This window comes from Bacillus sp. RZ2MS9 (assembly GCF_001816185.2).
In the GTDB taxonomy this organism is placed as follows: domain Bacteria; phylum Bacillota; class Bacilli; order Bacillales; family Bacillaceae_G; genus Bacillus_A; species Bacillus_A cereus.
On sequence record NZ_CP049978.1, the window covers coordinates 307,501 to 330,795 of the forward strand.

Below are 23,295 nucleotides of genomic sequence, written 5' to 3' on the forward strand. Positions count from 1 at the left end.
TAGCGAAATTCCTTGTCGGGTAAGTTCCGACCCGCACGAAAGGTGTAACGATTTGGGCACTGTCTCAACCAGAGACTCGGTGAAATTATAGTACCTGTGAAGATGCAGGTTACCCGCGACAGGACGGAAAGACCCCGTGGAGCTTTACTGTAGCCTGATATTGAATTTTGGTACAGTTTGTACAGGATAGGCGGGAGCCATTGAAACCGGAGCGCTAGCTTCGGTGGAGGCGCTGGTGGGATACCGCCCTGACTGTATTGAAATTCTAACCTACGGGTCTTATCGACCCGGGAGACAGTGTCAGGTGGGCAGTTTGACTGGGGCGGTCGCCTCCTAAAGTGTAACGGAGGCGCCCAAAGGTTCCCTCAGAATGGTTGGAAATCATTCGTAGAGTGCAAAGGCATAAGGGAGCTTGACTGCGAGACCTACAAGTCGAGCAGGGACGAAAGTCGGGCTTAGTGATCCGGTGGTTCCGCATGGAAGGGCCATCGCTCAACGGATAAAAGCTACCCCGGGGATAACAGGCTTATCTCCCCCAAGAGTCCACATCGACGGGGAGGTTTGGCACCTCGATGTCGGCTCATCGCATCCTGGGGCTGTAGTCGGTCCCAAGGGTTGGGCTGTTCGCCCATTAAAGCGGTACGCGAGCTGGGTTCAGAACGTCGTGAGACAGTTCGGTCCCTATCCGTCGTGGGCGTAGGAAATTTGAGAGGAGCTGTCCTTAGTACGAGAGGACCGGGATGGACGCACCGCTGGTGTACCAGTTGTTCTGCCAAGGGCATAGCTGGGTAGCTATGTGCGGAAGGGATAAGTGCTGAAAGCATCTAAGCATGAAGCCCCCCTCAAGATGAGATTTCCCATAGCGTAAGCTAGTAAGATCCCTGAAAGATGATCAGGTTGATAGGTTCGAGGTGGAAGCATGGTGACATGTGGAGCTGACGAATACTAATAGATCGAGGACTTAACCATATAATATGTAGCAATGTTATCTAGTTTTGAAGGAATATGCCTTCATAGTTTGGTGATGATGGCAGAGAGGTCACACCCGTTCCCATACCGAACACGGAAGTTAAGCTCTCTAGCGCCGATGGTAGTTGGGACCTTGTCCCTGTGAGAGTAGGACGTCGCCAAGCAAGAACCTAAGTCATTTTGACTTAGGTTTTTTTGTGTTTATTTCTATTTACCGAATGTTATAATCCATAAATTTAATAAAGCTAAAGACGAAAAAAGAATGAAATAGAGACTGTTTAAAATAATAGCAATAACTTTTAGTGTTCCTGATTTTCCTAATGCCACTAAAGTAATACTTAAAATAGGACACATTATTTCTATCATAAGTATATATTTTAAATAATGAGATGCTATAAATAAGTATTTAATAATTACAGAAATTACTGCAATAGAGAAAAATAAATAGGATGATAGCATAGTTCTTTCTTTAACAGTTATCCTCCTTAGAAATTAAATCGTTATAATAATACAAGAGTATATATATTTTGATTTAAAACATACTGAAGTGCCATTTAAACGATTATACGTAAAATAGATGTCTAGAAATATATATTCTAATTCCCTTTTCTTCTTGCATATAGTTGCAATTCTTCTTTTGAATATAACTAAAACACGAACGTTATTGACTACTAATAAAAAAACATTCGATTATTTATTGACATTGTTTATGAAATATTGTTAATATAGCCATAGAAACAATAATATAAGACCTCATATAATCGCGGGGATATGGCCTGCAAGTCTCTACCTAACGACCGTTATTCGTTAGACTATGAGGGAAAGTCACTCGGTATTTTTCTATTCACAAGGGATACGTATGCCTGAGTAGAGCGCTTTCTCTCATAGTAAAAGAGAAACTGTTCTATTTCAGGCTTTTTTTATTTGAATCGGGGGGATTCTAATATGAAATCACTAGTTGGAGTCATAATGGGAAGCACGTCAGACTGGGAAACAATGAAATATGCTTGTGACATTTTAGATGAATTAAATATACCGTATGAGAAAAAAGTTGTATCCGCTCATCGGACTCCGGATTATATGTTTGAATATGCAGAGACGGCTCGTGAACGTGGATTGAAAGTTATTATTGCTGGAGCTGGTGGAGCAGCACATTTACCAGGAATGGTTGCAGCGAAGACAAATCTTCCTGTAATTGGAGTTCCAGTTCAATCAAAAGCATTAAACGGCTTAGATTCATTATTATCCATCGTCCAAATGCCAGGAGGTGTTCCAGTTGCAACTGTTGCAATTGGTAAAGCTGGTTCAACGAATGCTGGATTACTTGCCGCACAAATACTTGGATCATTCCATGATGATATACATGATGCATTAGAATTGAGACGAGAAGCGATTGAAAAAGATGTGCGTGAAGGTAGTGAGCTAGTATGACGAGAATCATTTTACCTGGAAAAACAATCGGTATTATTGGAGGCGGCCAGCTAGGAAGAATGATGGCATTGGCAGCTAAGGAAATGGGATATAAAATTGCTGTTTTAGATCCTACAAAGCATTCACCATGTGCACAAGTTGCTGATATTGAAATTGTTGCACCATATGATGATTTAAAAGCAATTCAGCATTTAGCAGAGATAAGTGATGTTGTCACATATGAATTTGAGAATATTGATTATAGATGTTTACAATGGCTTGAAAAACATGCGTACTTACCACAAGGTAGTCAGTTGTTAAATACAACGCAAAATCGTTTTACAGAAAAGAATGCGATTGAGAAGGCTGGGTTACCAGTAGCAACGTATAGATTAGTTCAAAATCAAGATCAGCTTACAGAAGCAATTGCTGAGTTATCATTCTCTTCCGTCTTAAAAACGACGACAGGTGGATATGATGGGAAAGGACAAGTTGTTTTAAGAAGTGAAGCTGATGTTGAGACAGCAAGAAATCTTGTGGATAAAGCAGAATGTATTTTAGAGAAATGGGTGCCTTTTGAAAAAGAAGTATCAGTTATTGTGATTCGTAGTGTAAGTGGTGAAACAAAAGTGTTTCCAGTAGCAGAAAATATTCATGTAAATAACATTTTACATGAATCTATCGTTCCAGCTCGCATTACAGAAGAGCTTTCTCAAAAAGCAATTGCTTATGCAAAGGTACTTGCGGATGAATTAGAACTTGTGGGAACACTAGCTGTAGAGATGTTTGCTACAGATAATGGTGAGATTTATATTAATGAATTAGCGCCAAGACCTCACAATTCAGGACACTATACACAGGATGCATGTGAGACGAGTCAATTTGGTCAACATATTCGAGCAATCTGTAATTTACCTCTAGGAGAAACAAATTTGTTAAAACCAGTTGTCATGGTAAACATTTTAGGCGAACATATAGAAGGGGTCCTAAGACAAGTGAATAGATTAACCGGGTGCTATTTACACTTGTATGGAAAAGAAGAAGCAAAAGCACAGCGAAAAATGGGGCATGTTAATATTTTAAATGATAATATTGAAGTCGCTCTAGAAAAAGCGAAGAGTTTGCATATTTGGGACCATCAAGAACAACTGTTGGAGGGAAAAAGATGATTAGTCGTTATACACGCCCAGAAATGGGTGCAATTTGGACGGAAGAGAACAAATTTAAAGCATGGTTAGAAGTTGAGATTTTAGCTTGTGAAGCATGGGCTGAGCTTGGCGATATTCCAAAAGAAGATGTTAAGAAAATTCGTGAGCATGCATCATTTGATATTGATCGTATTTATGAAATTGAAAAAGAAACACGTCATGACGTAGTTGCATTCACTCGTGCTGTATCAGAAACGCCAGCATTAGGTGAGGAACGTAAATGGGTTCATTACGGTTTAACATCTACAGACGTAGTAGATACAGCATTATCTTACATCTTAAAACAAGCGAATGAAATTATATTAAAAGACTTAGAGAACTTTGTAAGCATTTTAGCTAACAAAGCGAAAGAGCATAAATACACAATCATGATGGGAAGAACACATGGTGTTCATGCAGAACCAACAACATTTGGTTTAAAACTTGGTCTTTGGTATGAAGAAATGAAACGTAACGTAGAGCGTTTCAAACAAGCTGCTGATACAGTTCGTGTTGGTAAACTATCTGGTGCGGTTGGTACATATGCAAATATCGATCCATTCGTAGAAAAATATGTTTGTGAAAACTTAGGATTAGAAGCAGCACCAATTTCAACACAAACATTGCAACGTGATCGTCACGCACACTACATGTCAACACTTGCACTAATTGCAACATCTATCGAAAAGATGGCAGTTGAGATTCGTGGTTTACAAAAGAGTGAAACACGTGAAGTTGAAGAAGCTTTCGCAAAAGGTCAAAAAGGTTCTTCTGCAATGCCACATAAACGTAATCCAATTGGTTCTGAAAATATGACTGGTTTAGCTCGTGTTATCCGCGGTTATATGATGACAGCTTACGAAAATGTTCCATTATGGCATGAGCGTGACATTTCTCACTCTTCGGCAGAACGTGTAATTTTACCAGATGCTACAATCGCATTAAATTACATGTTAAATCGCTTTGGTAATATCGTTAAAAACTTAACTGTATACCCAGAGAATATGAAACGCAATATGACAAGAACATACGGCTTAATTTATTCTCAGCGCGTAATGCTTACACTAATCGACAAAGGTATGGTACGTGAAGAAGCTTATGATATCGTACAGCCTAAAGCGATGGAAGCTTGGGAAACACAAGTACAATTTAAAGAGCTTGTAGAAGCTGATGAGCGTATTACAAGCAAGTTAACACAAGAAGAAATTAATGAATGCTTCAACTATGAGCATCATATGCAACACGTTGATACAATCTTTGAACGCCTTGGATTAAACGAAGCGTAAAATTTCATATGGCACAGAATAGAGTCATTCTGTGCCATTTTTTATAAAAACATTATTCACATTTTTCAAACTACAGGGGGCTTGCGAAATGCAAAAGCTAGAATTGCTGTATGAAGGTAAGGCAAAAAGAATTTATCGTACAGAATCAGCAGATATGGTTTGGGTAGAGTACAAAGATAGTGCGACTGCTTTCAATGGGGAGAAAAAAGAGACGATTATAGGAAAAGGTCGTTTGAACAATGAAATTACAACTTTATTGTTCAGAAAGTTACAAGAAGTGGGAATTAAAACACATTTTGTTGAGAAGTTATCTGAAACAGAACAACTTGTTAAAAAAGTGAGTATTATTCCTTTAGAAGTTGTCACAAGAAATGTAATTGCAGGAAGTCTTTCAAAACGATTAGGAATGGAAGAGGGAACTGTACTTGCAGAACCAATCGTAGAATTTTACTTCAAAGATGATGATTTAGGAGATCCGCTTGTAACGGAAGATCATATTCGTGTATTAAACGTTGCATCACCAGAGCAAGTAAGTGTATTACGAGATATGGCTCTACAAATCAATCAAGTGTTGATTGATCATTTCGCAAGCTGTCGTGTAAGATTAGTAGATTTCAAATTAGAGTTTGGTGTAACGGAAGAAGGAGAAATCATTTTAGCGGATGAAATTTCACCGGATACTTGCCGTTTATGGGATGAAACGAGCAATGAAAAGTTTGATAAAGACGTATTCCGTCGCGATCTTGGAAATTTAACAGATGCTTATGAAGAGATTTTAAAACGTTTAGGGGGAATTTCACATGTATAAAGTTAAGGTATATGTAACATTAAGAGAAAGCGTATTAGATCCACAAGGAACAGCAGTAAAAGGAGCACTTCATAGTCTTTCATTCACAGAAGTACAAGATGTTCGAATCGGAAAGTACATGGAACTAACAATTGATAAATCTGTATCTGATTTAGATAGCAAGGTAAAGGAAATGTGTGAAAAACTATTAGCGAACGTTGTAATGGAAGACTTCCGTTATGAAGTTGAGGAGGTTGTCGCACAGTGAAATTTGCCGTAATAGTATTTCCGGGTTCGAACTGTGATGTCGATATGTTCCATGCAATTAAAGATGAGCTTGGCGAAGAAGTAGATTACGTTTGGCACGATACAGAGAATTTAGATGAATATGATGCAATTCTACTACCAGGCGGATTTTCTTATGGTGACTACTTACGCTGCGGTGCTATCTCTCGCTTTGCTAATGCAATGAAAGCAGTGCAAAAAGCTGCTGAGCAAGGAAAGCCGATTTTAGGTGTATGTAATGGATTCCAGATTCTTGTTGAATCAGGATTACTACCAGGAGCGTTAATGAGAAACGAAAACTTAAAATTTATGTGTCGCACTGTTCAGTTGCGAGTTGAAAATAATGAAACGATGTTTACATCACAATATGGAAAAGATGAAGTAATTAATATTCCAATCGCGCATGGTGAGGGGAATTACTATTGTGACGAAGCGACTCTTAAACAATTAGAAGAGAACAATCAAATCGCATTCCGTTACGTAGAAAACCCTAACGGTAGCGTTTCAGATATTGCTGGTATTGTAAATGAAAAAGGAAATGTACTTGGTATGATGCCACACCCAGAGCGTGCTGTAGATGAATTACTTGGTGGTGCTGAAGGGTTAAAAGTCTTTCAATCTATCTTAAAACAGTGGAGGGAAACATATGTCGTTAATGCTTGAACCAAATCCAACACAAATTAAAGAAGAGCGTATATATGCGGAAATGGGGCTAACAGACGAAGAGTTTGCCATGGTTGAAAAGATTTTAGGTCGTCTGCCAAATTATACAGAAACAGGGTTATTCTCTGTAATGTGGTCTGAACATTGTAGTTATAAAAATTCGAAACCAGTTCTTCGTAAGTTTCCAACGACAGGTGAGCGCGTTCTGCAAGGACCTGGAGAAGGTGCTGGAATTGTAGATATCGGTGATAATCAAGCAGTTGTATTTAAAATGGAAAGTCATAACCATCCTTCAGCTATTGAACCATATCAAGGAGCTGCAACAGGTGTTGGTGGTATTATTCGTGACGTATTCTCTATGGGAGCACGTCCGGTAGCTCTATTAAACTCACTTCGTTTCGGTGAATTACAGTCACCACGTGTGAAATATTTATTCGAAGAAGTAGTAGCAGGAATTGCAGGATACGGTAACTGCATCGGTATTCCGACTGTTGGCGGCGAAGTACAATTTGATCCATGTTATGAAGGAAATCCACTTGTAAATGCAATGTGCGTAGGTTTGATTAACCACGAAGACATTAAAAAAGGGCAAGCGCACGGTGCTGGTAACACAGTAATGTACGTAGGAGCATCAACTGGTCGTGACGGTATTCACGGTGCAACATTCGCGTCGGAAGAACTATCTGAAAGCTCAGAAGCGAAACGTCCAGCGGTTCAAGTAGGGGATCCATTTATGGAAAAACTTCTTATTGAAGCGTGTTTAGAATTAATTCAATCCGATGCACTTGTTGGAATTCAAGATATGGGTGCGGCTGGTTTAACATCATCTTCTGCAGAAATGGCAAGTAAAGCAGGAATGGGTATTGAAATGTACTTAGATGATGTACCACAGCGTGAAACAGGAATGACACCATATGAAATGATGCTATCTGAATCACAAGAGCGTATGTTAATTGTCGTGAAAAAAGGTAGAGAACAAGAAATAGTAGATTTATTTGAGAAGTATGGTCTTGCAGCGGTTACGATGGGGAAAGTAACAGAAGATAAAATGCTTCGTTTATTCCATAAAGGTGAAAAGGTAGCTGAAGTTCCAGCAGATGCTTTAGCAGAAGAAGCACCAATTTATCATAAGCCATCAAAAGAAGCAGCATACTTTGCTGAATTCCAAGCAATGAAAATGGAAACGCCAAAAGTAGAAAATTATAAAGAAACGTTATTCGCTTTATTACAGCAACCAACAATTGCAAGTAAAGAGTGGGTATACGATCAATACGATTACCAAGTTCGCACAAGCACAGTTGTTACGCCAGGTTCAGATGCTGCAGTTGTACGTGTACGCGGTACAGAAAAAGGATTAGCAATGACGACAGATTGTAACTCTCGCTACATTTATCTAGACCCAGAGATGGGCGGTAAAATTGCAGTAGCAGAGGCAGCGCGTAATATCGTATGTTCTGGCGGAGAGCCACTTGCAATTACAGATTGCTTAAACTTCGGTAACCCAGAAAAACCAGAAATCTTCTGGCAGATTGAGAAATCAGTAGACGGTATGAGTGAAGCTTGTCGCACATTACAAACACCAGTTATCGGCGGAAACGTATCGATGTATAACGAGCGTAGTGGTGAAGCTGTATATCCAACACCAACTGTTGGGATGGTCGGACTTGTGCATGACTTAAAACATGTAACAACACAAGAGTTTAAGCAAGCTGGTGATTTAGTGTATGTAATTGGTGAGACGAAAGCTGAGTTTGGCGGAAGTGAATTACAGAAAATGATTCACGGCAAAATTTTCGGTCAATCACCAAGTATCGATTTAGATGTAGAATTAAAACGCCAAAAACAAGTATTAGAAGCAATTCAAGCTGGTCTTGTTCAATCTGCACATGATGTTGCTGAAGGTGGTTTAGCAGTTGCGATTTCAGAAAGTGCAATTGGTGCTAAAGGCTTAGGTGCTACTGTGAAATTAGATGGAGAAGCAACAGCAGCATTATTCGCTGAATCACAGTCTCGCTTCGTGATAACTGTAAAACGTGAAAATAAAGAGGCGTTTGAGAAAGCAGTAGAAGCAATCCAAGTTGGAGAAGTAACAAGTACAAATGAAGTAACAATTCATAATGAAGAAAATGAAGTATTACTTACAGCAAATGTAGATGAAATGAGAAAGGCTTGGAAAGGGGCAATCCCATGCTTGCTGAAATAAAGGGGTTAAACGAAGAATGTGGCGTTTTCGGAATTTGGGGGCATGAAAATGCAGCACAAGTTTCATACTACGGATTGCACAGTTTACAGCACCGTGGGCAAGAAGGCGCAGGCATTGTCGTAAATAATGGGGAAAAAATCGTCGGTCACAAGGGGTTAGGTTTAATATCAGAAGTGTTTTCAAGAGGTGAGCTAGAAGGATTAAATGGAAAATCAGCAATCGGACATGTACGATATGCAACAGCTGGTGGAAGTGAAGTTGCTAACGTTCAACCATTGTTGTTCCGTTTTTCCGATCATAGTATGGCGTTAGCTCATAACGGAAATTTAATTAACGCAAAAATGCTTCGTCGTGAATTAGAAGCAGAGGGCAGTATTTTTCAAACTAGTTCAGATACAGAAGTACTTTTACATCTTATTAAACGTAGCACGAAAGATTCTTTAATTGAAAGTGTAAAAGAGGCTTTAAATAAAGTGAAAGGTGCGTTTGCGTATCTTTTACTAACTGGAAATGAAATGATCGTTGCATTAGATCCGAATGGGTTCCGTCCGCTTTCAATTGGAAAGATGGGGGATGCTTACGTTGTAGCGTCAGAAACATGTGCTTTTGATGTAGTAGGTGCAACATACATTCGTGATGTAGAACCGGGTGAATTACTTATCATTAATGATGAAGGAATTCACGTAGATCGTTTCACAAACGATGTAGAACATGCAATTTGTAGTATGGAATATATTTACTTTGCACGACCAGATTCTAATATTGCAGGCGTTAATGTTCATGCAGCACGTAAGAATATGGGGAAACGTTTAGCGGCAGAAGCTCCTATTGAAGCAGATGTTGTTACTGGTGTACCAGACTCTAGTATTTCAGCTGCGATTGGCTATGCGGAGGCGACAGGTATTCCATATGAGTTAGGATTAATTAAAAATCGTTACGTTGGACGTACGTTTATTCAACCTTCTCAAGAACTGCGCGAGCAAGGGGTTAAGATGAAGCTTTCCGCAGTAAGAGGTGTAGTTGAAGGGAAACGAGTTGTTATGATTGATGACTCTATCGTAAGAGGAACGACAAGTAAACGAATTGTTCGTATGCTTCGTGAGGCTGGAGCGACAGAAGTTCACGTAAGAATTGCTTCACCACCTCTGAAATATCCATGTTTCTATGGCATTGATATTCAAACGAGAAAAGAATTAATTGCAGCAAATCATACAGTAGAAGAAATCCGTGAAATGATCGGAGCAGATTCTTTAACATTTTTAAGTGAAGATGGATTAGTAGATGCAATTGGACGTCCATATGAAGGGAAATATGGCGGCCTATGCATGGCTTACTTTAATGGGGACTATCCAACAGCTCTTTATGATTATGAGCAAGAGCTTTTAGAAAGCATGAAATAAGAAAAGTGAGAAAAGCTTCTACTTCTTTTGATGTAGGAGCTAGATCCTTTCTTAAAATAGCCCGCCCTGGATGGGGAGAAATTAAAAGACGAGGTGTAAATAACGATGGCGAATGCATATAAGCAAGCAGGAGTAGATATTGAAGCTGGATATGAAGCGGTATCTCGCATGAAAAAACACGTACAAACAACTATGAGAAAAGAAGTACTAGGCGGTTTAGGCGGTTTTGGAGGTATGTTTGATCTATCAAAATTTGCATTAGAAGAACCTGTATTAGTATCTGGAACAGATGGCGTGGGAACGAAATTGATGCTCGCTTTTATGGCAGATAAACATGACACAATTGGTATTGATGCAGTAGCAATGTGTGTAAATGATATTGTTGTCCAAGGAGCAGAGCCGCTTTTCTTCCTTGATTATATTGCTTGTGGTAAAGCTGAACCTAGTAAAATTGAAAACATCGTCAAAGGTATATCAGAGGGCTGTCGCCAAGCTGGTTGTGCATTAATCGGTGGAGAAACAGCTGAAATGCCAGGAATGTATTCTACGGAAGAATATGATTTAGCTGGTTTTACAGTTGGGATTGTTGATAAAAAGAAAATTGTAACAGGTGAAAAGATTGAAGCTGGTCACGTGCTAATTGGCTTAGCATCTAGCGGTATTCATAGCAATGGTTACTCTTTAGTACGAAAAGTGTTATTAGAAGATGGGGAACTATCTTTAGAGCGTATTTATGGCCGCTTAGAACTACCTCTTGGTGAAGAATTATTAAAACCAACGAAAATTTATGTCAAACCTATTTTAGAACTATTGAAGAAACATGAAGTATACGGTATGGCGCATATTACAGGTGGTGGATTTATTGAAAATATTCCACGCATGTTGCCAGAAGGAATCGGTGCTGAGATTGAACTAGGATCTTGGGAAATTCAGCCGATCTTTAGTTTGCTTCAAGAAGTTGGAAAACTGGAAGAGAAAGAAATGTTCAATATTTTTAACATGGGTATTGGTATGGTAGTAGCAGTGAAGGAAGAAGATGCAAAAGATGTTGTTCGTCTTCTTGAAGAGCAAGGAGAAATGGCTCGTATTATTGGACGTACTATACAAGGAGCTGGCGTTACTTTTAATGGGGGCACAGCACTATGAGTAGATTAGCAGTTTTTGCTTCTGGAAGTGGATCTAACTTTCAATCTCTCGTTAATGCGGTAGAAGAAAAAAGATTGGATGCAGAAATTAGTTTATTAGTATGTGATAAACCAGAAGCACGAGCTGTTGGACGGGCAAATTATCATCATATTCCGTGTTTTGCTTTTTCAGCGAAAGCATATGAGTCAAAAGAAGCGTTTGAAAAAGAGATATTAAAGAAGCTAGAAGAATATGAAATTGATTATGTTATTTTAGCTGGATATATGCGTTTAATCGGGCCGACGTTACTAGAAGCATACGGCGGGAAGATTATTAATATTCATCCATCATTACTACCGAGCTTTCCGGGTAAAGATGCTGTCGGTCAAGCGTTAGAAGCAGGTGTGAAAGTAACTGGAGTAACAATTCATTATGTAGATGCAGGTATGGATACAGGGCCAATTATTGCACAAGAAGCAGTGGTTGTTTCTGAAGGGGATACGAGAGAAAGCTTACAAAAGAAAATTCAACAAGTTGAACATAAATTATACGTAAATACAGTGAATCAAATTGTTCAGTCTGTGAAAGAATCAACTGTTAACTAACATACAACCAGGGGTGAAGGATAAATGAAAAAGCGTGCATTAGTAAGTGTTTCAGATAAAACAGGAGTAGTAGAATTTGTTAAAGGGTTACTAGAACAAGGGATTGAAGTTATTTCAACAGGTGGTACGAAAAAGTTACTAGAAGAAAATGGCTTACAAGTAATCGGCATTTCTGAAGTAACTGGTTTCCCTGAAATTATGGATGGCCGTGTGAAAACATTACATCCAAATATTCATGGTGGTCTATTAGCAGTTCGTGATAATGAAACACATGTAACACAAATGAATGAGTTAGGTATAGAGCCAATTGACTTTGTTGTTGTTAACTTATACCCATTTAAAGAAACAATCGCTAAGCCTGATGTAACATTTGCTGATGCAATTGAAAATATTGATATCGGTGGCCCAACAATGATTCGCTCTGCTGCGAAAAATCATAAATTCGTATCGGTAATTGTAGATCCAGTAGATTATGATATTGTGTTAGCAGAACTGAAAGAGAACGGTGAAGTAGCAGAGGAAACAAAACGTAAACTAGCAGCGAAAGTATTCCGTCATACAGCAGCGTATGATGCGTTAATTTCTAACTACTTAACAGAGCAAATGGGTGAAGAAAGTCCAGAAACATTAACTGTGACATTTGAGAAAAAGCAAGACTTACGCTATGGCGAGAACCCACATCAAAAAGCAACTTTCTATAAAGCGCCATTCGCAGCAACGTCTTCTGTTGCATACGCAGAACAATTACACGGTAAGGAATTATCGTATAACAATATTAATGATGCAGACGCAGCGCTTAGCATCGTAAAAGAATTTACAGAACCAGCAGTAGTAGCAGTAAAGCATATGAATCCATGTGGTGTTGGAGTAGGAACTAATATTCACGAAGCATATACTCGTGCTTATGAAGCAGATCCAGTATCAATCTTCGGCGGTATTATTGCAGCAAATCGTGAAATTGATAAAGCTACAGCAGAAAAGTTACATGAAATTTTCTTAGAAATTGTTATCGCACCTTCGTTCTCGCAAGAAGCTTTAGAAGTGTTGCAAAGTAAGAAGAACTTACGTTTATTAACTATAAATATTGAAAAAGCGACAAGTGCAAGCAAAAAACTAACTTCTGTACAAGGTGGACTTCTTGTTCAAGAGGAAGATACGTTATCATTAGATGAAAGTACAATTTCAATTCCAACGAAACGTGAACCTTCAGAGCAAGAATGGAAAGATTTAAAACTAGCTTGGAAAGTTGTAAAACATGTGAAATCAAACGCAATTGTTTTAGCGAAAGATGATATGACAATTGGTGTTGGTGCGGGACAGATGAACCGTGTAGGTTCTGCAAAAATCGCAATTACACAAGCTGGTGAAAAAGCACAAGGTAGCGCGCTTGCATCTGATGCTTTCTTCCCAATGCCAGATACATTAGAAGAAGCAGCAAAAGCAGGAATTACAGCAATCATTCAACCGGGCGGATCAATCCGTGATGAAGATTCTATTAAAGTGGCAGATACTTATGGGATTGCTATGGTGTTCACTGGCGTACGTCATTTCAAACACTAATAGAGGATGTTTAAAAAGTCCGGTCGAGATAACCTTCGCATGTCGTCGTTGCATCGCCAGTGCGGTACTCATGTAGGAAAGCTACACTCCGTGTCCTCCTGGCAAATGCGCCTCGACCTGCTCGGTTCTCTTAATCATCCTTTTTAAACCTTTATTGATATGGATGTTAAAAAAGTCTGGTCGAGATAACCTTTTATTGATATGAAAAAGCAAACTAGGAGCATAGCTTCTAGTTTGTACTTATTTAATTATTGGGGGATGAAATATGAATGTTTTAGTAATTGGCCGCGGTGGGCGTGAGCATGCTTTAGCTTGGAAGTTTGCACAATCTGAAAAAGTAGAAAAGGTATATGTAGCACCAGGTAATGAAGGTATGAGAGATGTTGCAACACCAGTTGATATTGATGAAAATGATTTTGATGCATTAGTTTTATTTGCAAAAGAGAATAATGTTGAGTTAACTTTCGTTGGACCAGAAATTCCGCTTATGAATGGAATTGTTGATCGTTTTAAAGAAGAGGGACTTCGCGTATTTGGTCCGAATAAAGCGGCTGCTGTTATTGAAGGTAGTAAAGCTTTTACAAAAGAGCTTATGAAAAAGTATGATATTCCAACTGCGGCGTACGAAACTTTTACAGATTATGAAGAAGCAGTACAGTACATTCAAAAAGTTGGTGCACCAATCGTTATTAAAGCTGACGGCCTAGCTGCTGGTAAAGGTGTAACGGTAGCGATGACGCTTGAAGAGGCATTACAAGCTGTGAAAGAAATGCTGCAAGATGTGAAATTCGGCGCGGCAAGTAAGAAGGTCGTTATTGAAGAGTTTTTAGATGGACAAGAATTTTCATTAATGGCATTCGTGAATGGAACAACTGTACATCCAATGATAATCGCCCAAGATCATAAAAGAGCTTTTGATGGTGATAAAGGTCCAAATACGGGCGGAATGGGTGCATATTCTCCAGTACCACAAATTCCAGAAACAGCAGTTCAAGAAGCGATTCAAACCGTATTGCATCCAACTGCTAAGGCGATGATTGAAGAAAACCGTTCATTTACAGGTATTTTATACGCAGGTCTTATTTTAACAAATGATGGTCCGAAGGTAATTGAATTTAATGCACGCTTCGGTGATCCTGAAACAGAAGTTGTATTACCTCGATTAGAAAACGATTTAGTTGATGTATGTAACGCTGTATTAGATGAAAGTGAACTAACGTTACAATGGTCAGAAGAAGCGGTAATCGGTGTTGTACTTGCTTCTAAAGGATATCCAGAAGCATATAAAAAAGGTGATATTATTAGCGGACTAGATGCACTGCAAGATGTAATTGTTTTCCATGCAGGTACAGCAATGAAACATGGGGACTTTGTAACGAACGGTGGCCGTGTATTATTTGTTGCTTGTAAGGCAAATAGTTTACAAGAAGCAAAAGATAAAGTATATAAAGAAATCGGTAAAATTGAGAGTGATGGTCTATTTTATCGAAGTGATATTGGATATCGTGCAATTGGGCATGAGATGACGAAAAGTTAATATGTAAAAATCCCGCTGAGGAATCAGCGGGATTTTTTATGCATCTTTATCTTTTTTTAATTTCCCTTTTTGCTTTGCCATTTCTCGAAGTAAATACTCGATGTGTGCATTGACGCTACGAAATTCATCATTTGCCCATTTTTCGATGACTGCGTGTAATTCAGGATCAATACGTAATGGAAAGCTTTTCTTTTTAGCCATAATTACTTATAGCCCTTAGTATAGGCTTCCTGTATTAATAACTGGCTGCGCACCTTTATCTGAAACGATGGCAACTAATAAGTTGTTTACCATATTTGCTTTACGCTCGTCATCGAGTTCTAGTACGCCTTCTTCATCTAACATATGGATGGAATCTTTCGCCATCTTCACAGCACCTTCAACAATTTCTTTTCTAGCAGCTAATACTGCTTTTGCTTGCTGGCGTTGTAGCATTGCATGGGCAATTTCTGTTGCGTAAGCTAAGTGCGTTAAACGAGTTTCTAATACTTCTACACCAGCAATTTCAAGACGCGCCTCTAACTCACGTTTTAATTCTTCAGAGATTTCTTCAGTATTTCCGCGTAATGTAACGCAGGTTTCATCTTGGAAATTGTCATAAGGATATTTTGTTGCAACATGGCGGATTGCCGTTTCGCTTTGAATTTCTACAAATCGATCATAATGTTCAACACCAAACATTGCTTTTGCAGAATCAACAACTTTATATACGATAACAGCTGCAATTTCAATTGGATTTCCATCAACGTCATTTACTTTTAATTTTTTACTGTTAAAGTTTTCAACACGTAAAGATACAGTTTGACGGAATGCGAACGGAATCGTTAAAAATAAACCGTTTTGACGAATTGTTCCTAAATAATTACCGAAGAACGTAATAACCTTCGCTTGATTCGGTTGAACAATACCGATACCTGTAGCGAGAACTGCGGCTAATATAATAGTTAGTGCCGCTCCTATGAAAATTTCTTGTGCAAGGAAAAATACACCGATAGCAGCTAAAATCAAAATTCCAATAATACCGAGAAAACCATTTACATAAAATACTTGTTTTTCTTTCATATGATCGCCTCCTGATATAAAAATGATATCACTTTTATATCATTTTAAGCAAGAGGTATGCATCTAATTTTCTGAATTTTATTGGTTGATATCTTTTATATACATTTTAAGGTTCAAAAAGAGAATATACGTTCTGTTTTATGGTAAAATAAAGAAGACTTAACCGCCCACTGCAGCAGCTAAGTCCCTTTGAGAGCATCTTACATCGTGACAAATGATTCAAAGCGGTTTTGCCAGGATTATATCTTCAATCGCTGACTCAATCTCTTTGTCAGAAGCGTCATAACTTCCTTTTGACTCTGGCTTGTCATGAGTGGAAGTTTGATTCACTTCTTCTTTAGCATGTCCTTTTTCAGCAAAATTCATGCTAGGCATTTTAAATGCCCCCATGTTCATGTATTTTCCGAATTTCCACATTTCAACAACAGGGCAGAAACGAACAATTCCTTCTGCAACTTTCATTGCACCAATCCATAGAAAAATGTTAGACCAAGTGCACCACGGCTTGCGTACAAGTTTAGTTGCACTACATCCGAAGAGGACGAGCCCAAGTGTAATTCGAATTAGAGCGTTTATTGTCCCGATATTTTGCTTCATTAGAAAAACACTCCTTTTTATGAAAGTTGAAATAGATAATACTATTTCTTTTATTAGTATCCCGTTTGATTTTTGGGATATGTAATCCAACATTTGACGTGGAAAAAGATGTTGGAATGTGCGTGTGTGTAAGTAACTTTTTTTGTTATAATGAAAGAATGCATAAAAGGAACTTCAAAATTAAATCCTCTAGTTTAAAAAATATGGAAGAGGTAATTCCAAACTTAATTCTCCGTTTTAAACAAATATTTAAGATGAAGTTAAAACAATAATGATGAAAATAAACTGTTATTTTGAACAGAAATATATATAACTAGAGAAAAGGAAGGGTGTTTTCATGTACGATATTTCCGGATGGAAACATGTATTTAAGCTTGATCCAAATAAGGAGTTAAGCGATGAACATTTAGAAATGATTTGTGAGTCTGGAACTGATGCGGTTATTGTAGGCGGAAGTGATGGAGTTACAATTGATAACGTATTACACATGCTAGTTAGCATTCGTAGATATGCAGTTCCTTGTGTATTAGAGGTTTCTGATGTAGAAGCAATTACACCAGGATTTGATTTTTATTACATCCCAAGTGTTTTAAATAGCCGAAAAGTAGAATGGGTAACAGGTGTTCATCATGAGGCATTGAAAGAATTTGGGGATATTATGGACTGGGACGAAATTTTTATGGAAGGGTATTGTGTTTTAAATCCAGAAGCGAAAGTAGCCCAGCTTACAGAAGCGAAATGTGATTTAACAGAAGATGACGTTATTGCATATGCTCGTTTAGCAGACAAGCTATTACGTTTACCGATATTTTATTTAGAATATAGCGGTACGTATGGAGATGTTGAACTTGTTAAAAATGTAAAAGCAGAATTGAAACAAGCTAAGTTATATTATGGCGGTGGTATTTCTAATGCAGAACAGGCGAAAGAAATGGCACAATATGCTGATACAGTAGTTGTTGGAAATATTATTTATGATGATATAAAATCGGCGTTAAAAACAGTTAAAGCAGTAAAAGGAGAGTAGGTGCAGGCGTATATGAGTATGACAGATAAGTTATTAAACGGTTTAAATCCACAGCAACAAAAAGCAGTACAAACAACGAATGGACCACTTCTATTAATGGCAGGTGCAGGTAGTGGTAAGACACGTGTGTTAACACATCGTATTGCGTATTTACTTGGTGAAAAAGGTGTAGCACCATGGAATGTACTAGCTATTACCTTCACAAATAAAGCAGCTCGTGAAATGCGTGAGCGTATTGATACACTTGTGGGACCAGAAGCAGAAGATATTTGGATTTCGACGTTCCACTCTATGTGTGTACGTATTTTACGACGCGATATCGATCGTATTGGTATTAATCGTAACTTTACAATCTTAGATTCAGGTGATCAGCTAACTGTAGTCAAAAAAATTATGAAAGAGCGCAATATTGATCCGAAGAAATTTGAGCCGCGCTCTATTTTAGCGGGTATTAGTAATGCGAAAAATGAACTGTTATCTGCGGATAAATATGCAAAAAAAATTACAATGGCTGATCCATATGAAAAATTAACGAGCGATGTATACACAGAGTATCAAAAACGTCTTTTGAAAAATAATTCATTAGACTTTGATGATTTAATTATGACGACGATTCAGCTATTTGAACGTGTTCCAGAAGTATTAGAGTTTTATCAGCGTAAGTTCCAATATATTCATGTTGATGAGTATCAAGATACGAACAAAGCGCAATATCTTCTTGTTAAACATTTGGCAGCGCGTTTTAAAAATCTTTGTGTTGTGGGTGACTCTGACCAGTCTATTTATCGCTGGCGTGGTGCAGATATTTCTAACATTTTGTCATTCGAAAAAGACTATGAGAATGCACAAGTAATTCTGTTAGAACAAAACTATCGTTCGTCACAAAATATTTTAAATGCAGCGAATGCTGTTATTGAAAAAAATACGAATCGTAAGCCGAAGAAATTATGGACAGACAATCAAGTTGGAAGTAAAATCTCGTATTATCGTGCTGCAACTGAAAAGGACGAAGCGTATTTTGTTGCAAAAAAAATTCGTGACGATATTCAAATGGGGAAACGAAAATATACTGATTTTGCAGTGCTATATCGTACGAATGCTCAGTCTCGTATGGTCGAGGAGATTTTCCTTAAATCTAACATTCCGTATAAAATTGTCGGGGGTACGAAGTTCTACGATCGTAAAGAGATTAAAGATATTTTGGCGTACTTACGTTTAATCGGTAATCCAGATGATGAAATTAGTTTTGCACGTATTATAAATGTGCCAAAGCGTGGCATTGGTGCGACTTCTATCGATAAAATTATTAATTACGGTGTGCAAAATGGAATTTCATTAACTGCTGTATTTGATGAGATTGAGCATGTTGGAGTAAGTGCAAAAATTACAAAGGCAGTAAAAGAATTCGCGAATTTATTAAATAACTGGGTAAATATGCAAGAGTATTTATCTGTTACAGAATTAGTAGAAGAAGTTATTGAAAAAACAGGCTATCGCGATATGCTGAAAAATGAACGTTCTTTAGAAGCGGAAGGTCGTTTAGAAAACTTAGACGAGTTCTTATCTGTTACGCAAACATTTGAATCTCAAAGCGAAGATAAGAGCCTTGTTGCATTCTTAACAGATTTAGCACTTGTTGCTGATATTGATCGTGTAGATGAAGACCCAACTGCTGGTGAAGAAGTTATTTTAATGACGATGCACTCGGCGAAAGGATTAGAGTTCCCGGTTGTCTTTATTGTTGGCTTAGAGGAAGGGATATTCCCTCATACTCGTTCTCTTATGGAAGAGGATGAAATGCAAGAAGAACGTCGTCTTGCTTATGTAGGTATTACTCGTGCAGAAGAAGAGCTATATTTATCTAACGCGCAAATGCGTACATTATTTGGTAGAACAAGTATGAACGCTGCGTCTCGATTTATTACAGAAATCCCGACAGAACTAGTGGAATCATTAAATGAAACAGCGCCGAAGCGTGAAACATCGTTTGGTACAAAAGGCAGAACGGCAAGTAGCGGCAAAACGACAATCACAACAGCAACACGCTCTCGTTCAGCTTTCGCGCGCCCTGCGGCTAAGACGACAGGCGGCGAACAAATTGGCTGGGCAGTAGGAGATAAAGCTTCCCACCAAAAATGGGGAGTCGGTACAGTTGTAAGTGTAAAAGGTGAAGGTGATGCAAAAGAATTAGATATTGCGTTCCCAAGCCCAATTGGTGTTAAACGTTTGTTAGCAAAATTTGCACCTGTGACGAAACAATAGGAAAGGAATGAGGATATGTCAAAAGAGATAGTAAAAAAACGTATAGAAGAATTACGTGACTTGTTAAATACATTTAACTATCAATATCACGTATTAGACAATCCTTCTGTTTCTGATGCGGAATATGACCGTAATATGCAGGAGCTTATAAAATTAGAAGCAGAGAACCCAGAGTTTATGAGTGAAGATTCTCCCTCCGTTCGCGTTGGGGGGACTGTTCTTGATATATTTGAAAAAGTAACACATAAGTCACCAATGTTAAGTTTAGGAAATGCATTTAACGAAGGAGATTTACGTGATTTCGATAGAAGAGTACGTCAAGGAATTGATGGTGCGAATGTAAGATATATATGTGAATTAAAAATTGACGGGCTTGCCGTTTCGCTTCATTATGAAAAAGGACGCTTCATTCAAGGGGCAACACGTGGTGATGGTGTAACGGGTGAAGATATTACTCAAAATTTAAAAACGATTAAAGCTATCCCACTTCGTTTAAATGAAGAAGTAACGTTAGAAGCACGAGGCGAAGCTTATATGCCGAAGCGTTCATTCGTTAAACTAAATGAAGAAAAAGAGCAAAATGGAGAAGATGTATTTGCGAATCCGCGTAATGCAGCAGCAGGTTCAATACGTCAACTTGATCCGAAAATTGCAGCGAAGCGTAACTTATCTATGTTTGTGTATGGTCTTGCGAATGTAGAAGAAAAAACAATTTCATCACATAGTGAATCGCTGGATTTCTTAGGTGAACTTGGATTTAAGACAAATCCAAATCGCCGTACATGTGAAACAATTGAAGAAGTTATAGCTTATGTAGAAGAATGGCAAGAAAAACGTCCGCATCTTGATTATGAGATTGATGGAATCGTTATAAAAGTAGATGATGTTGCTCTTCAAGAAAGTCTAGGAACTACAGCGAAGAGTCCAAGGTGGGCGATTGCTTATAAATTTCCGGCTGAAGAGGTTGTAACGAGATTAACAGGCATTGAATTAAGTGTTGGCCGAACAGGGGTTGTAACACCGACTGCAGAACTAGAGCCAGTGAGAGTTGCTGGTACAATTGTTCGTCGTGCTTCTTTACATAACGAAGATTTAATTCGTGAAAAAGACATTCGAATTGGTGACTACGTTGTTGTGAAGAAGGCTGGAGATATTATTCCTGAAGTTGTGAACGTTATTTTTGATAAGCGTACTGGTGAGGAAGAAGAATACCGCATGCCAACTCATTGTCCAGCATGTGAGAGTGAACTTGTTCGTTTAGAAGAAGAAGTAGCACTTCGTTGTATAAATCCAACTTGTCCTGCTCAAATTCGAGAAGGGTTAATCCATTTCGTTTCAAGAAATGCAATGAATATTGATGGACTTGGGGAACGTGTCATTACACAACTCTTTGATGCTGATTACATTCGTACATTTGCTGATTTATATGCATTGACGAAAGATCAATTATTACAGTTAGAACGTTTTGGTGAAAAATCAGCAACAAACTTAATACAAGCAATTGAAAATTCTAAAGAAAACTCGTTAGAGCGATTATTATTTGGTCTTGGAATTCGCCACGTTGGAGCGAAAGCAGCACGTACATTTGCAGAGCACTTTGAAACGATGGATGAGCTTGTAAAAGCAACGGAAGAAGAACTAAAAGCAATTAATGAAATTGGCGAAAAAATGGCTCAATCTGTTGTGACATATTTTGATAATGAAGATGTATTAGAGTTATTACAGCAGTTTAAAGAGTATGGCGTGAATATGACATACAAAGGTATAAAAATTGCAGATTTACAAAATGTTGAATCTTACTTCGCAGGAAAAACGGTTGTTTTAACAGGTAAGCTAGAAGTTATGGGGCGAAGTGAAGCGAAGAAGAAGATTGAGGCATTAGGTGGAAAAGTAACAGGAAGTGTTAGTAAGAGTACGGATTTAGTTGTTGCAGGTGAAGCAGCTGGTTCGAAATTAGCACAAGCGGAGAAACATAATGTTGAGGTTTGGAATGAAGAGAGGTTCTTACAAGAGCTAAATAAGTAAGAGGTGCAAACTTACCATGAAAAAAATAGCATTAGCGGTATTAAGCCTTGGCCTACTTGTAAGTGGGTGTAGTGCAGGTGCCGACAAAGATGAAAAAGTGGCTGGGAAATCGGGGAAAGCAAAAGAACAATCAGTTGTTCCAAAATACGCTATTTCGGATGAATATTATAAGACGACTATTCCATTTGATGGTGGAAAGGCACGTGGTTTAGAGGTGCAAGGGTTAAATAGTCGCCTTGATATAGATGAATTTGAAACAGGATTAATGCGAATTGCAAAAGAATCATTTAGTACAAAAGATAATTTTTTAAAAGGCGGAAAAGCTCTAGATACTCAAACTATACAGATGCTTGTTAAAAGAAAACGTACAGATGCTGAACAAAAGGAACTAGAGGACAAATTAAAAAAAGATGCAGTTAAATTTCCTAATATAGGATTAAATCCTGCATTAGGAACAGGATCCGAATCACTAGAAGTGAAAAATAAAAAAAATCCAATATATATTTCAAATATTTTAGAGCATGATTATTATGTGAAAAAAGGCGATAACGGCGAGGAACGTGTTGGTATGGTAGTTGGATTAGCGATGAATTCTGTTCAATATTTTAACGAAGAGCATGGTTACCCACGTGAAGCTGCAATCCCAGATGAAAAGATGTTAGCTGAAGGGAAAAAAATGGCGCAAGAAATTTTGAAAGTCATACATCAAAAAGAACCTGAAACAAAAAATATTCCGATAACATTTGCGATTTATCGCCAAGCTCCAAAGTCTTCGCTCGTGCCAGGTAATTTTGTTTCTTATGCAAATGTCGAAAAAGGTAGTGAAACGGTTGAAGATTGGAAACAAATTAATGAAAAATATTATTTGTTCCCATCAGAGCAAGCGAAAACAGATAATAAACGTGAAGATCTTGCAAGAGTATCCAACTTTAAGGCAAAACTAAGCGATTATTTCCAAGGCGACTATACAGCTGTTATTGGTACTGGTATGTATAGAGATGATGAATTAAGAGAAATGAAGCTTGATATTCCTGTCCAGTTTAATGGAAAAGCTGAAATAGTTGGTTTTACACAATATGTGGCAGGGCTTGTTATGGAATACTTCCCGAATTATATGAAAGTACAAGTAACGATTAAATCTGTAGAACGCCCAGAAGCTATTATTATACGTGAAGCAAAACAAGATGAACCACTTGTGAAAATTTTAGATTAAATATGAAGGCTGTTCCTCTATGGAACAGCTTTTTTTCTTATGTAATTTTGTTATAATTTAAAATGTTGTAAAAAATAGGGGTGAGGGGTAAA

Annotated in this window: 20 protein-coding genes, 2 rRNA genes and 1 riboswitch (1 of these 23 only partly in view); of the genes, 18 read left to right on the forward strand and 4 right to left on the reverse strand. The window is 38.0% G+C overall.

Annotation, left to right across the window (positions count from 1 at the left end; translation table 11 throughout):
* Together BHV55_RS01685 and rrf are read left to right on the forward strand one after the other, a co-directional pair.
* Positions 1–969, forward strand: a 23S ribosomal RNA gene (locus tag BHV55_RS01685) (it extends 1,953 nt beyond the left edge of the window).
* A 48-nt stretch (positions 970–1,017) separates the two neighbouring features.
* Positions 1,018–1,133, forward strand: a 5S ribosomal RNA gene (gene rrf, locus BHV55_RS01690).
* A 43-nt stretch (positions 1,134–1,176) separates the two neighbouring features.
* Here rrf and BHV55_RS27390 read toward each other — a convergent pair.
* A complete protein-coding gene (locus BHV55_RS27390; RefSeq protein ID WP_000953258.1) occupies positions 1,177–1,428 on the reverse strand; it encodes a hypothetical protein in 252 nt (83 codons plus the stop codon).
* Between the two features lie 274 nt (positions 1,429–1,702).
* A riboswitch (purine riboswitch) is annotated at positions 1,703–1,804 on the forward strand.
* 110 nt (positions 1,805–1,914) lie between these two features.
* Here BHV55_RS27390 and purE point away from each other — a divergent pair.
* The 12 genes from purE to purD all read left to right on the forward strand — a co-directional run bounded on the left by purE (position 1,915) and on the right by purD (position 15,017).
* On the forward strand, positions 1,915–2,400 hold the full coding sequence (gene purE, locus BHV55_RS01700; protein WP_000839367.1) for a 5-(carboxyamino)imidazole ribonucleotide mutase: 486 nt from the start codon (positions 1,915–1,917) through the stop codon (positions 2,398–2,400).
* Positions 2,397–3,548 carry a 5-(carboxyamino)imidazole ribonucleotide synthase gene (gene purK / locus BHV55_RS01705; protein WP_000196772.1) on the forward strand — a complete coding sequence of 384 codons (1,152 nt, stop codon included), beginning with the start codon at positions 2,397–2,399 and terminating at the stop codon, positions 3,546–3,548. The genes purE and purK overlap by 4 nt, the downstream gene beginning before the upstream one ends.
* Positions 3,545–4,852 carry an adenylosuccinate lyase gene (purB, locus tag BHV55_RS01710; RefSeq protein WP_000625682.1) on the forward strand — a complete coding sequence of 436 codons (1,308 nt, stop codon included), beginning with the start codon at positions 3,545–3,547 and terminating at the stop codon, positions 4,850–4,852. Before purK ends, purB begins: the two co-directional genes overlap by 4 nt.
* Positions 4,853–4,940: 88 nt before the next feature.
* Complete coding sequence (gene purC / locus BHV55_RS01715; RefSeq protein WP_070757983.1) at positions 4,941–5,660, forward strand: phosphoribosylaminoimidazolesuccinocarboxamide synthase; 720 nt, start codon at positions 4,941–4,943, stop codon at positions 5,658–5,660.
* A complete protein-coding gene (gene purS, locus BHV55_RS01720) occupies positions 5,653–5,907 on the forward strand; it encodes a phosphoribosylformylglycinamidine synthase subunit PurS (RefSeq protein WP_000278823.1) in 255 nt (84 codons plus the stop codon). Before purC ends, purS begins: the two co-directional genes overlap by 8 nt.
* The gene (gene purQ, locus BHV55_RS01725) at positions 5,904–6,587 is read left to right on the forward strand and encodes a phosphoribosylformylglycinamidine synthase subunit PurQ (RefSeq protein ID WP_000666787.1); all 684 of its coding nucleotides are present in this window, start codon (positions 5,904–5,906) and stop codon (positions 6,585–6,587) included. The genes purS and purQ overlap by 4 nt, the downstream gene beginning before the upstream one ends.
* Entirely contained in the window at positions 6,571–8,790 is a 2,220-nt protein-coding gene (purL, locus tag BHV55_RS01730; protein ID WP_000055562.1) for a phosphoribosylformylglycinamidine synthase II, read from the forward strand. The genes purQ and purL overlap by 17 nt, the downstream gene beginning before the upstream one ends.
* A complete protein-coding gene (gene purF, locus BHV55_RS01735; protein WP_000879025.1) occupies positions 8,775–10,190 on the forward strand; it encodes an amidophosphoribosyltransferase in 1,416 nt (471 codons plus the stop codon). Before purL ends, purF begins: the two co-directional genes overlap by 16 nt.
* 105 nt (positions 10,191–10,295) lie before the next feature.
* Positions 10,296–11,336 (forward strand): phosphoribosylformylglycinamidine cyclo-ligase, encoded by a 1,041-nt coding sequence (gene purM, locus BHV55_RS01740; protein WP_001262439.1) that lies wholly within the window; start codon positions 10,296–10,298, stop codon positions 11,334–11,336.
* Positions 11,333–11,920, forward strand: coding sequence for a phosphoribosylglycinamide formyltransferase (gene purN / locus BHV55_RS01745; RefSeq protein WP_000088589.1), 588 nt, complete (start codon positions 11,333–11,335; stop codon positions 11,918–11,920). Before purM ends, purN begins: the two co-directional genes overlap by 4 nt.
* A 24-nt stretch (positions 11,921–11,944) precedes the next feature.
* Entirely contained in the window at positions 11,945–13,480 is a 1,536-nt protein-coding gene (gene purH, locus BHV55_RS01750; protein WP_000745434.1) for a bifunctional phosphoribosylaminoimidazolecarboxamide formyltransferase/IMP cyclohydrolase, read from the forward strand.
* 265 nt (positions 13,481–13,745) lie between these two features.
* Positions 13,746–15,017 (forward strand): phosphoribosylamine--glycine ligase, encoded by a 1,272-nt coding sequence (gene purD / locus BHV55_RS01755; protein WP_001101976.1) that lies wholly within the window; start codon positions 13,746–13,748, stop codon positions 15,015–15,017.
* A gap of 36 nt (positions 15,018–15,053) precedes the next feature.
* Here the strand turns inward: purD and BHV55_RS01760 are convergent, their stop codons facing one another.
* The 3 genes from BHV55_RS01760 to BHV55_RS01770 form a co-directional block, all read right to left on the reverse strand.
* A complete protein-coding gene (locus BHV55_RS01760) occupies positions 15,054–15,218 on the reverse strand; it encodes a type II toxin-antitoxin system antitoxin (RefSeq protein WP_001085171.1) in 165 nt (54 codons plus the stop codon).
* 15 nt (positions 15,219–15,233) lie between these two features.
* Positions 15,234–16,079, reverse strand: a complete 846-nt coding sequence (locus tag BHV55_RS01765) for an SPFH domain-containing protein (RefSeq protein WP_000660669.1) — start codon at positions 16,077–16,079, stop codon at positions 15,234–15,236.
* Between the two features lie 219 nt (positions 16,080–16,298).
* On the reverse strand, positions 16,299–16,676 hold the full coding sequence (locus tag BHV55_RS01770) for a YgaP family membrane protein (protein WP_000812345.1): 378 nt from the start codon (positions 16,674–16,676) through the stop codon (positions 16,299–16,301).
* 337 nt (positions 16,677–17,013) lie between these two features.
* On the opposite strand from BHV55_RS01770, the gene pcrB reads away from it, so the two are divergent.
* Genes pcrB through BHV55_RS01790 form a run of 4 tightly spaced genes read left to right on the forward strand, consistent with a single transcriptional unit; the run spans position 17,014 to position 23,203 of the window.
* Positions 17,014–17,703, forward strand: coding sequence for a heptaprenylglyceryl phosphate synthase (gene pcrB / locus BHV55_RS01775; RefSeq protein ID WP_000272102.1), 690 nt, complete (start codon positions 17,014–17,016; stop codon positions 17,701–17,703).
* A 12-nt stretch (positions 17,704–17,715) separates the two neighbouring features.
* A complete protein-coding gene (gene pcrA, locus BHV55_RS01780; RefSeq protein ID WP_070758082.1) occupies positions 17,716–19,965 on the forward strand; it encodes a DNA helicase PcrA in 2,250 nt (749 codons plus the stop codon).
* 15 nt (positions 19,966–19,980) lie between these two features.
* A complete protein-coding gene (gene ligA / locus BHV55_RS01785; protein WP_070757985.1) occupies positions 19,981–21,990 on the forward strand; it encodes an NAD-dependent DNA ligase LigA in 2,010 nt (669 codons plus the stop codon).
* Between the two features lie 16 nt (positions 21,991–22,006).
* On the forward strand, positions 22,007–23,203 hold the full coding sequence (locus tag BHV55_RS01790; RefSeq protein WP_070757987.1) for a CamS family sex pheromone protein: 1,197 nt from the start codon (positions 22,007–22,009) through the stop codon (positions 23,201–23,203).
* Positions 23,204–23,295 lie beyond the last annotated feature (92 nt).

Bases quoted from the DNA above. Each gene is read 5' to 3' on its own strand.
- pcrB (WP_000272102.1), top strand. From the start codon at position 17,014: ATGTACGATATTTCCGGATGGAAACATGTATTTAAGCTTGATCCAAAT.
- BHV55_RS01765 (WP_000660669.1), bottom strand. From the start codon at position 16,079: ATGAAAGAAAAACAAGTATTTTATGTAAATGGTTTTCTCGGTATTATT.
- BHV55_RS01770 (WP_000812345.1), bottom strand. From the start codon at position 16,676: ATGAAGCAAAATATCGGGACAATAAACGCTCTAATTCGAATTACACTT.
- purK (WP_000196772.1), top strand. From the start codon at position 2,397: ATGACGAGAATCATTTTACCTGGAAAAACAATCGGTATTATTGGAGGC.
- purE (WP_000839367.1), top strand. From the start codon at position 1,915: ATGAAATCACTAGTTGGAGTCATAATGGGAAGCACGTCAGACTGGGAA.
- BHV55_RS27390 (WP_000953258.1), bottom strand. From the start codon at position 1,428: ATGCTATCATCCTATTTATTTTTCTCTATTGCAGTAATTTCTGTAATT.
- BHV55_RS01790 (WP_070757987.1), top strand. From the start codon at position 22,007: ATGAAAAAAATAGCATTAGCGGTATTAAGCCTTGGCCTACTTGTAAGT.
- BHV55_RS01760 (WP_001085171.1), bottom strand. From the start codon at position 15,218: ATGGCTAAAAAGAAAAGCTTTCCATTACGTATTGATCCTGAATTACAC.
- pcrA (WP_070758082.1), top strand. From the start codon at position 17,716: ATGAGTATGACAGATAAGTTATTAAACGGTTTAAATCCACAGCAACAA.
- purH (WP_000745434.1), top strand. From the start codon at position 11,945: ATGAAAAAGCGTGCATTAGTAAGTGTTTCAGATAAAACAGGAGTAGTA.
- purN (WP_000088589.1), top strand. From the start codon at position 11,333: ATGAGTAGATTAGCAGTTTTTGCTTCTGGAAGTGGATCTAACTTTCAA.
- purD (WP_001101976.1), top strand. From the start codon at position 13,746: ATGAATGTTTTAGTAATTGGCCGCGGTGGGCGTGAGCATGCTTTAGCT.
- purB (WP_000625682.1), top strand. From the start codon at position 3,545: ATGATTAGTCGTTATACACGCCCAGAAATGGGTGCAATTTGGACGGAA.
- purC (WP_070757983.1), top strand. From the start codon at position 4,941: ATGCAAAAGCTAGAATTGCTGTATGAAGGTAAGGCAAAAAGAATTTAT.
- purS (WP_000278823.1), top strand. From the start codon at position 5,653: ATGTATAAAGTTAAGGTATATGTAACATTAAGAGAAAGCGTATTAGAT.
- purL (WP_000055562.1), top strand. From the start codon at position 6,571: ATGTCGTTAATGCTTGAACCAAATCCAACACAAATTAAAGAAGAGCGT.
- purF (WP_000879025.1), top strand. From the start codon at position 8,775: ATGCTTGCTGAAATAAAGGGGTTAAACGAAGAATGTGGCGTTTTCGGA.
- ligA (WP_070757985.1), top strand. From the start codon at position 19,981: ATGTCAAAAGAGATAGTAAAAAAACGTATAGAAGAATTACGTGACTTG.
- purM (WP_001262439.1), top strand. From the start codon at position 10,296: ATGGCGAATGCATATAAGCAAGCAGGAGTAGATATTGAAGCTGGATAT.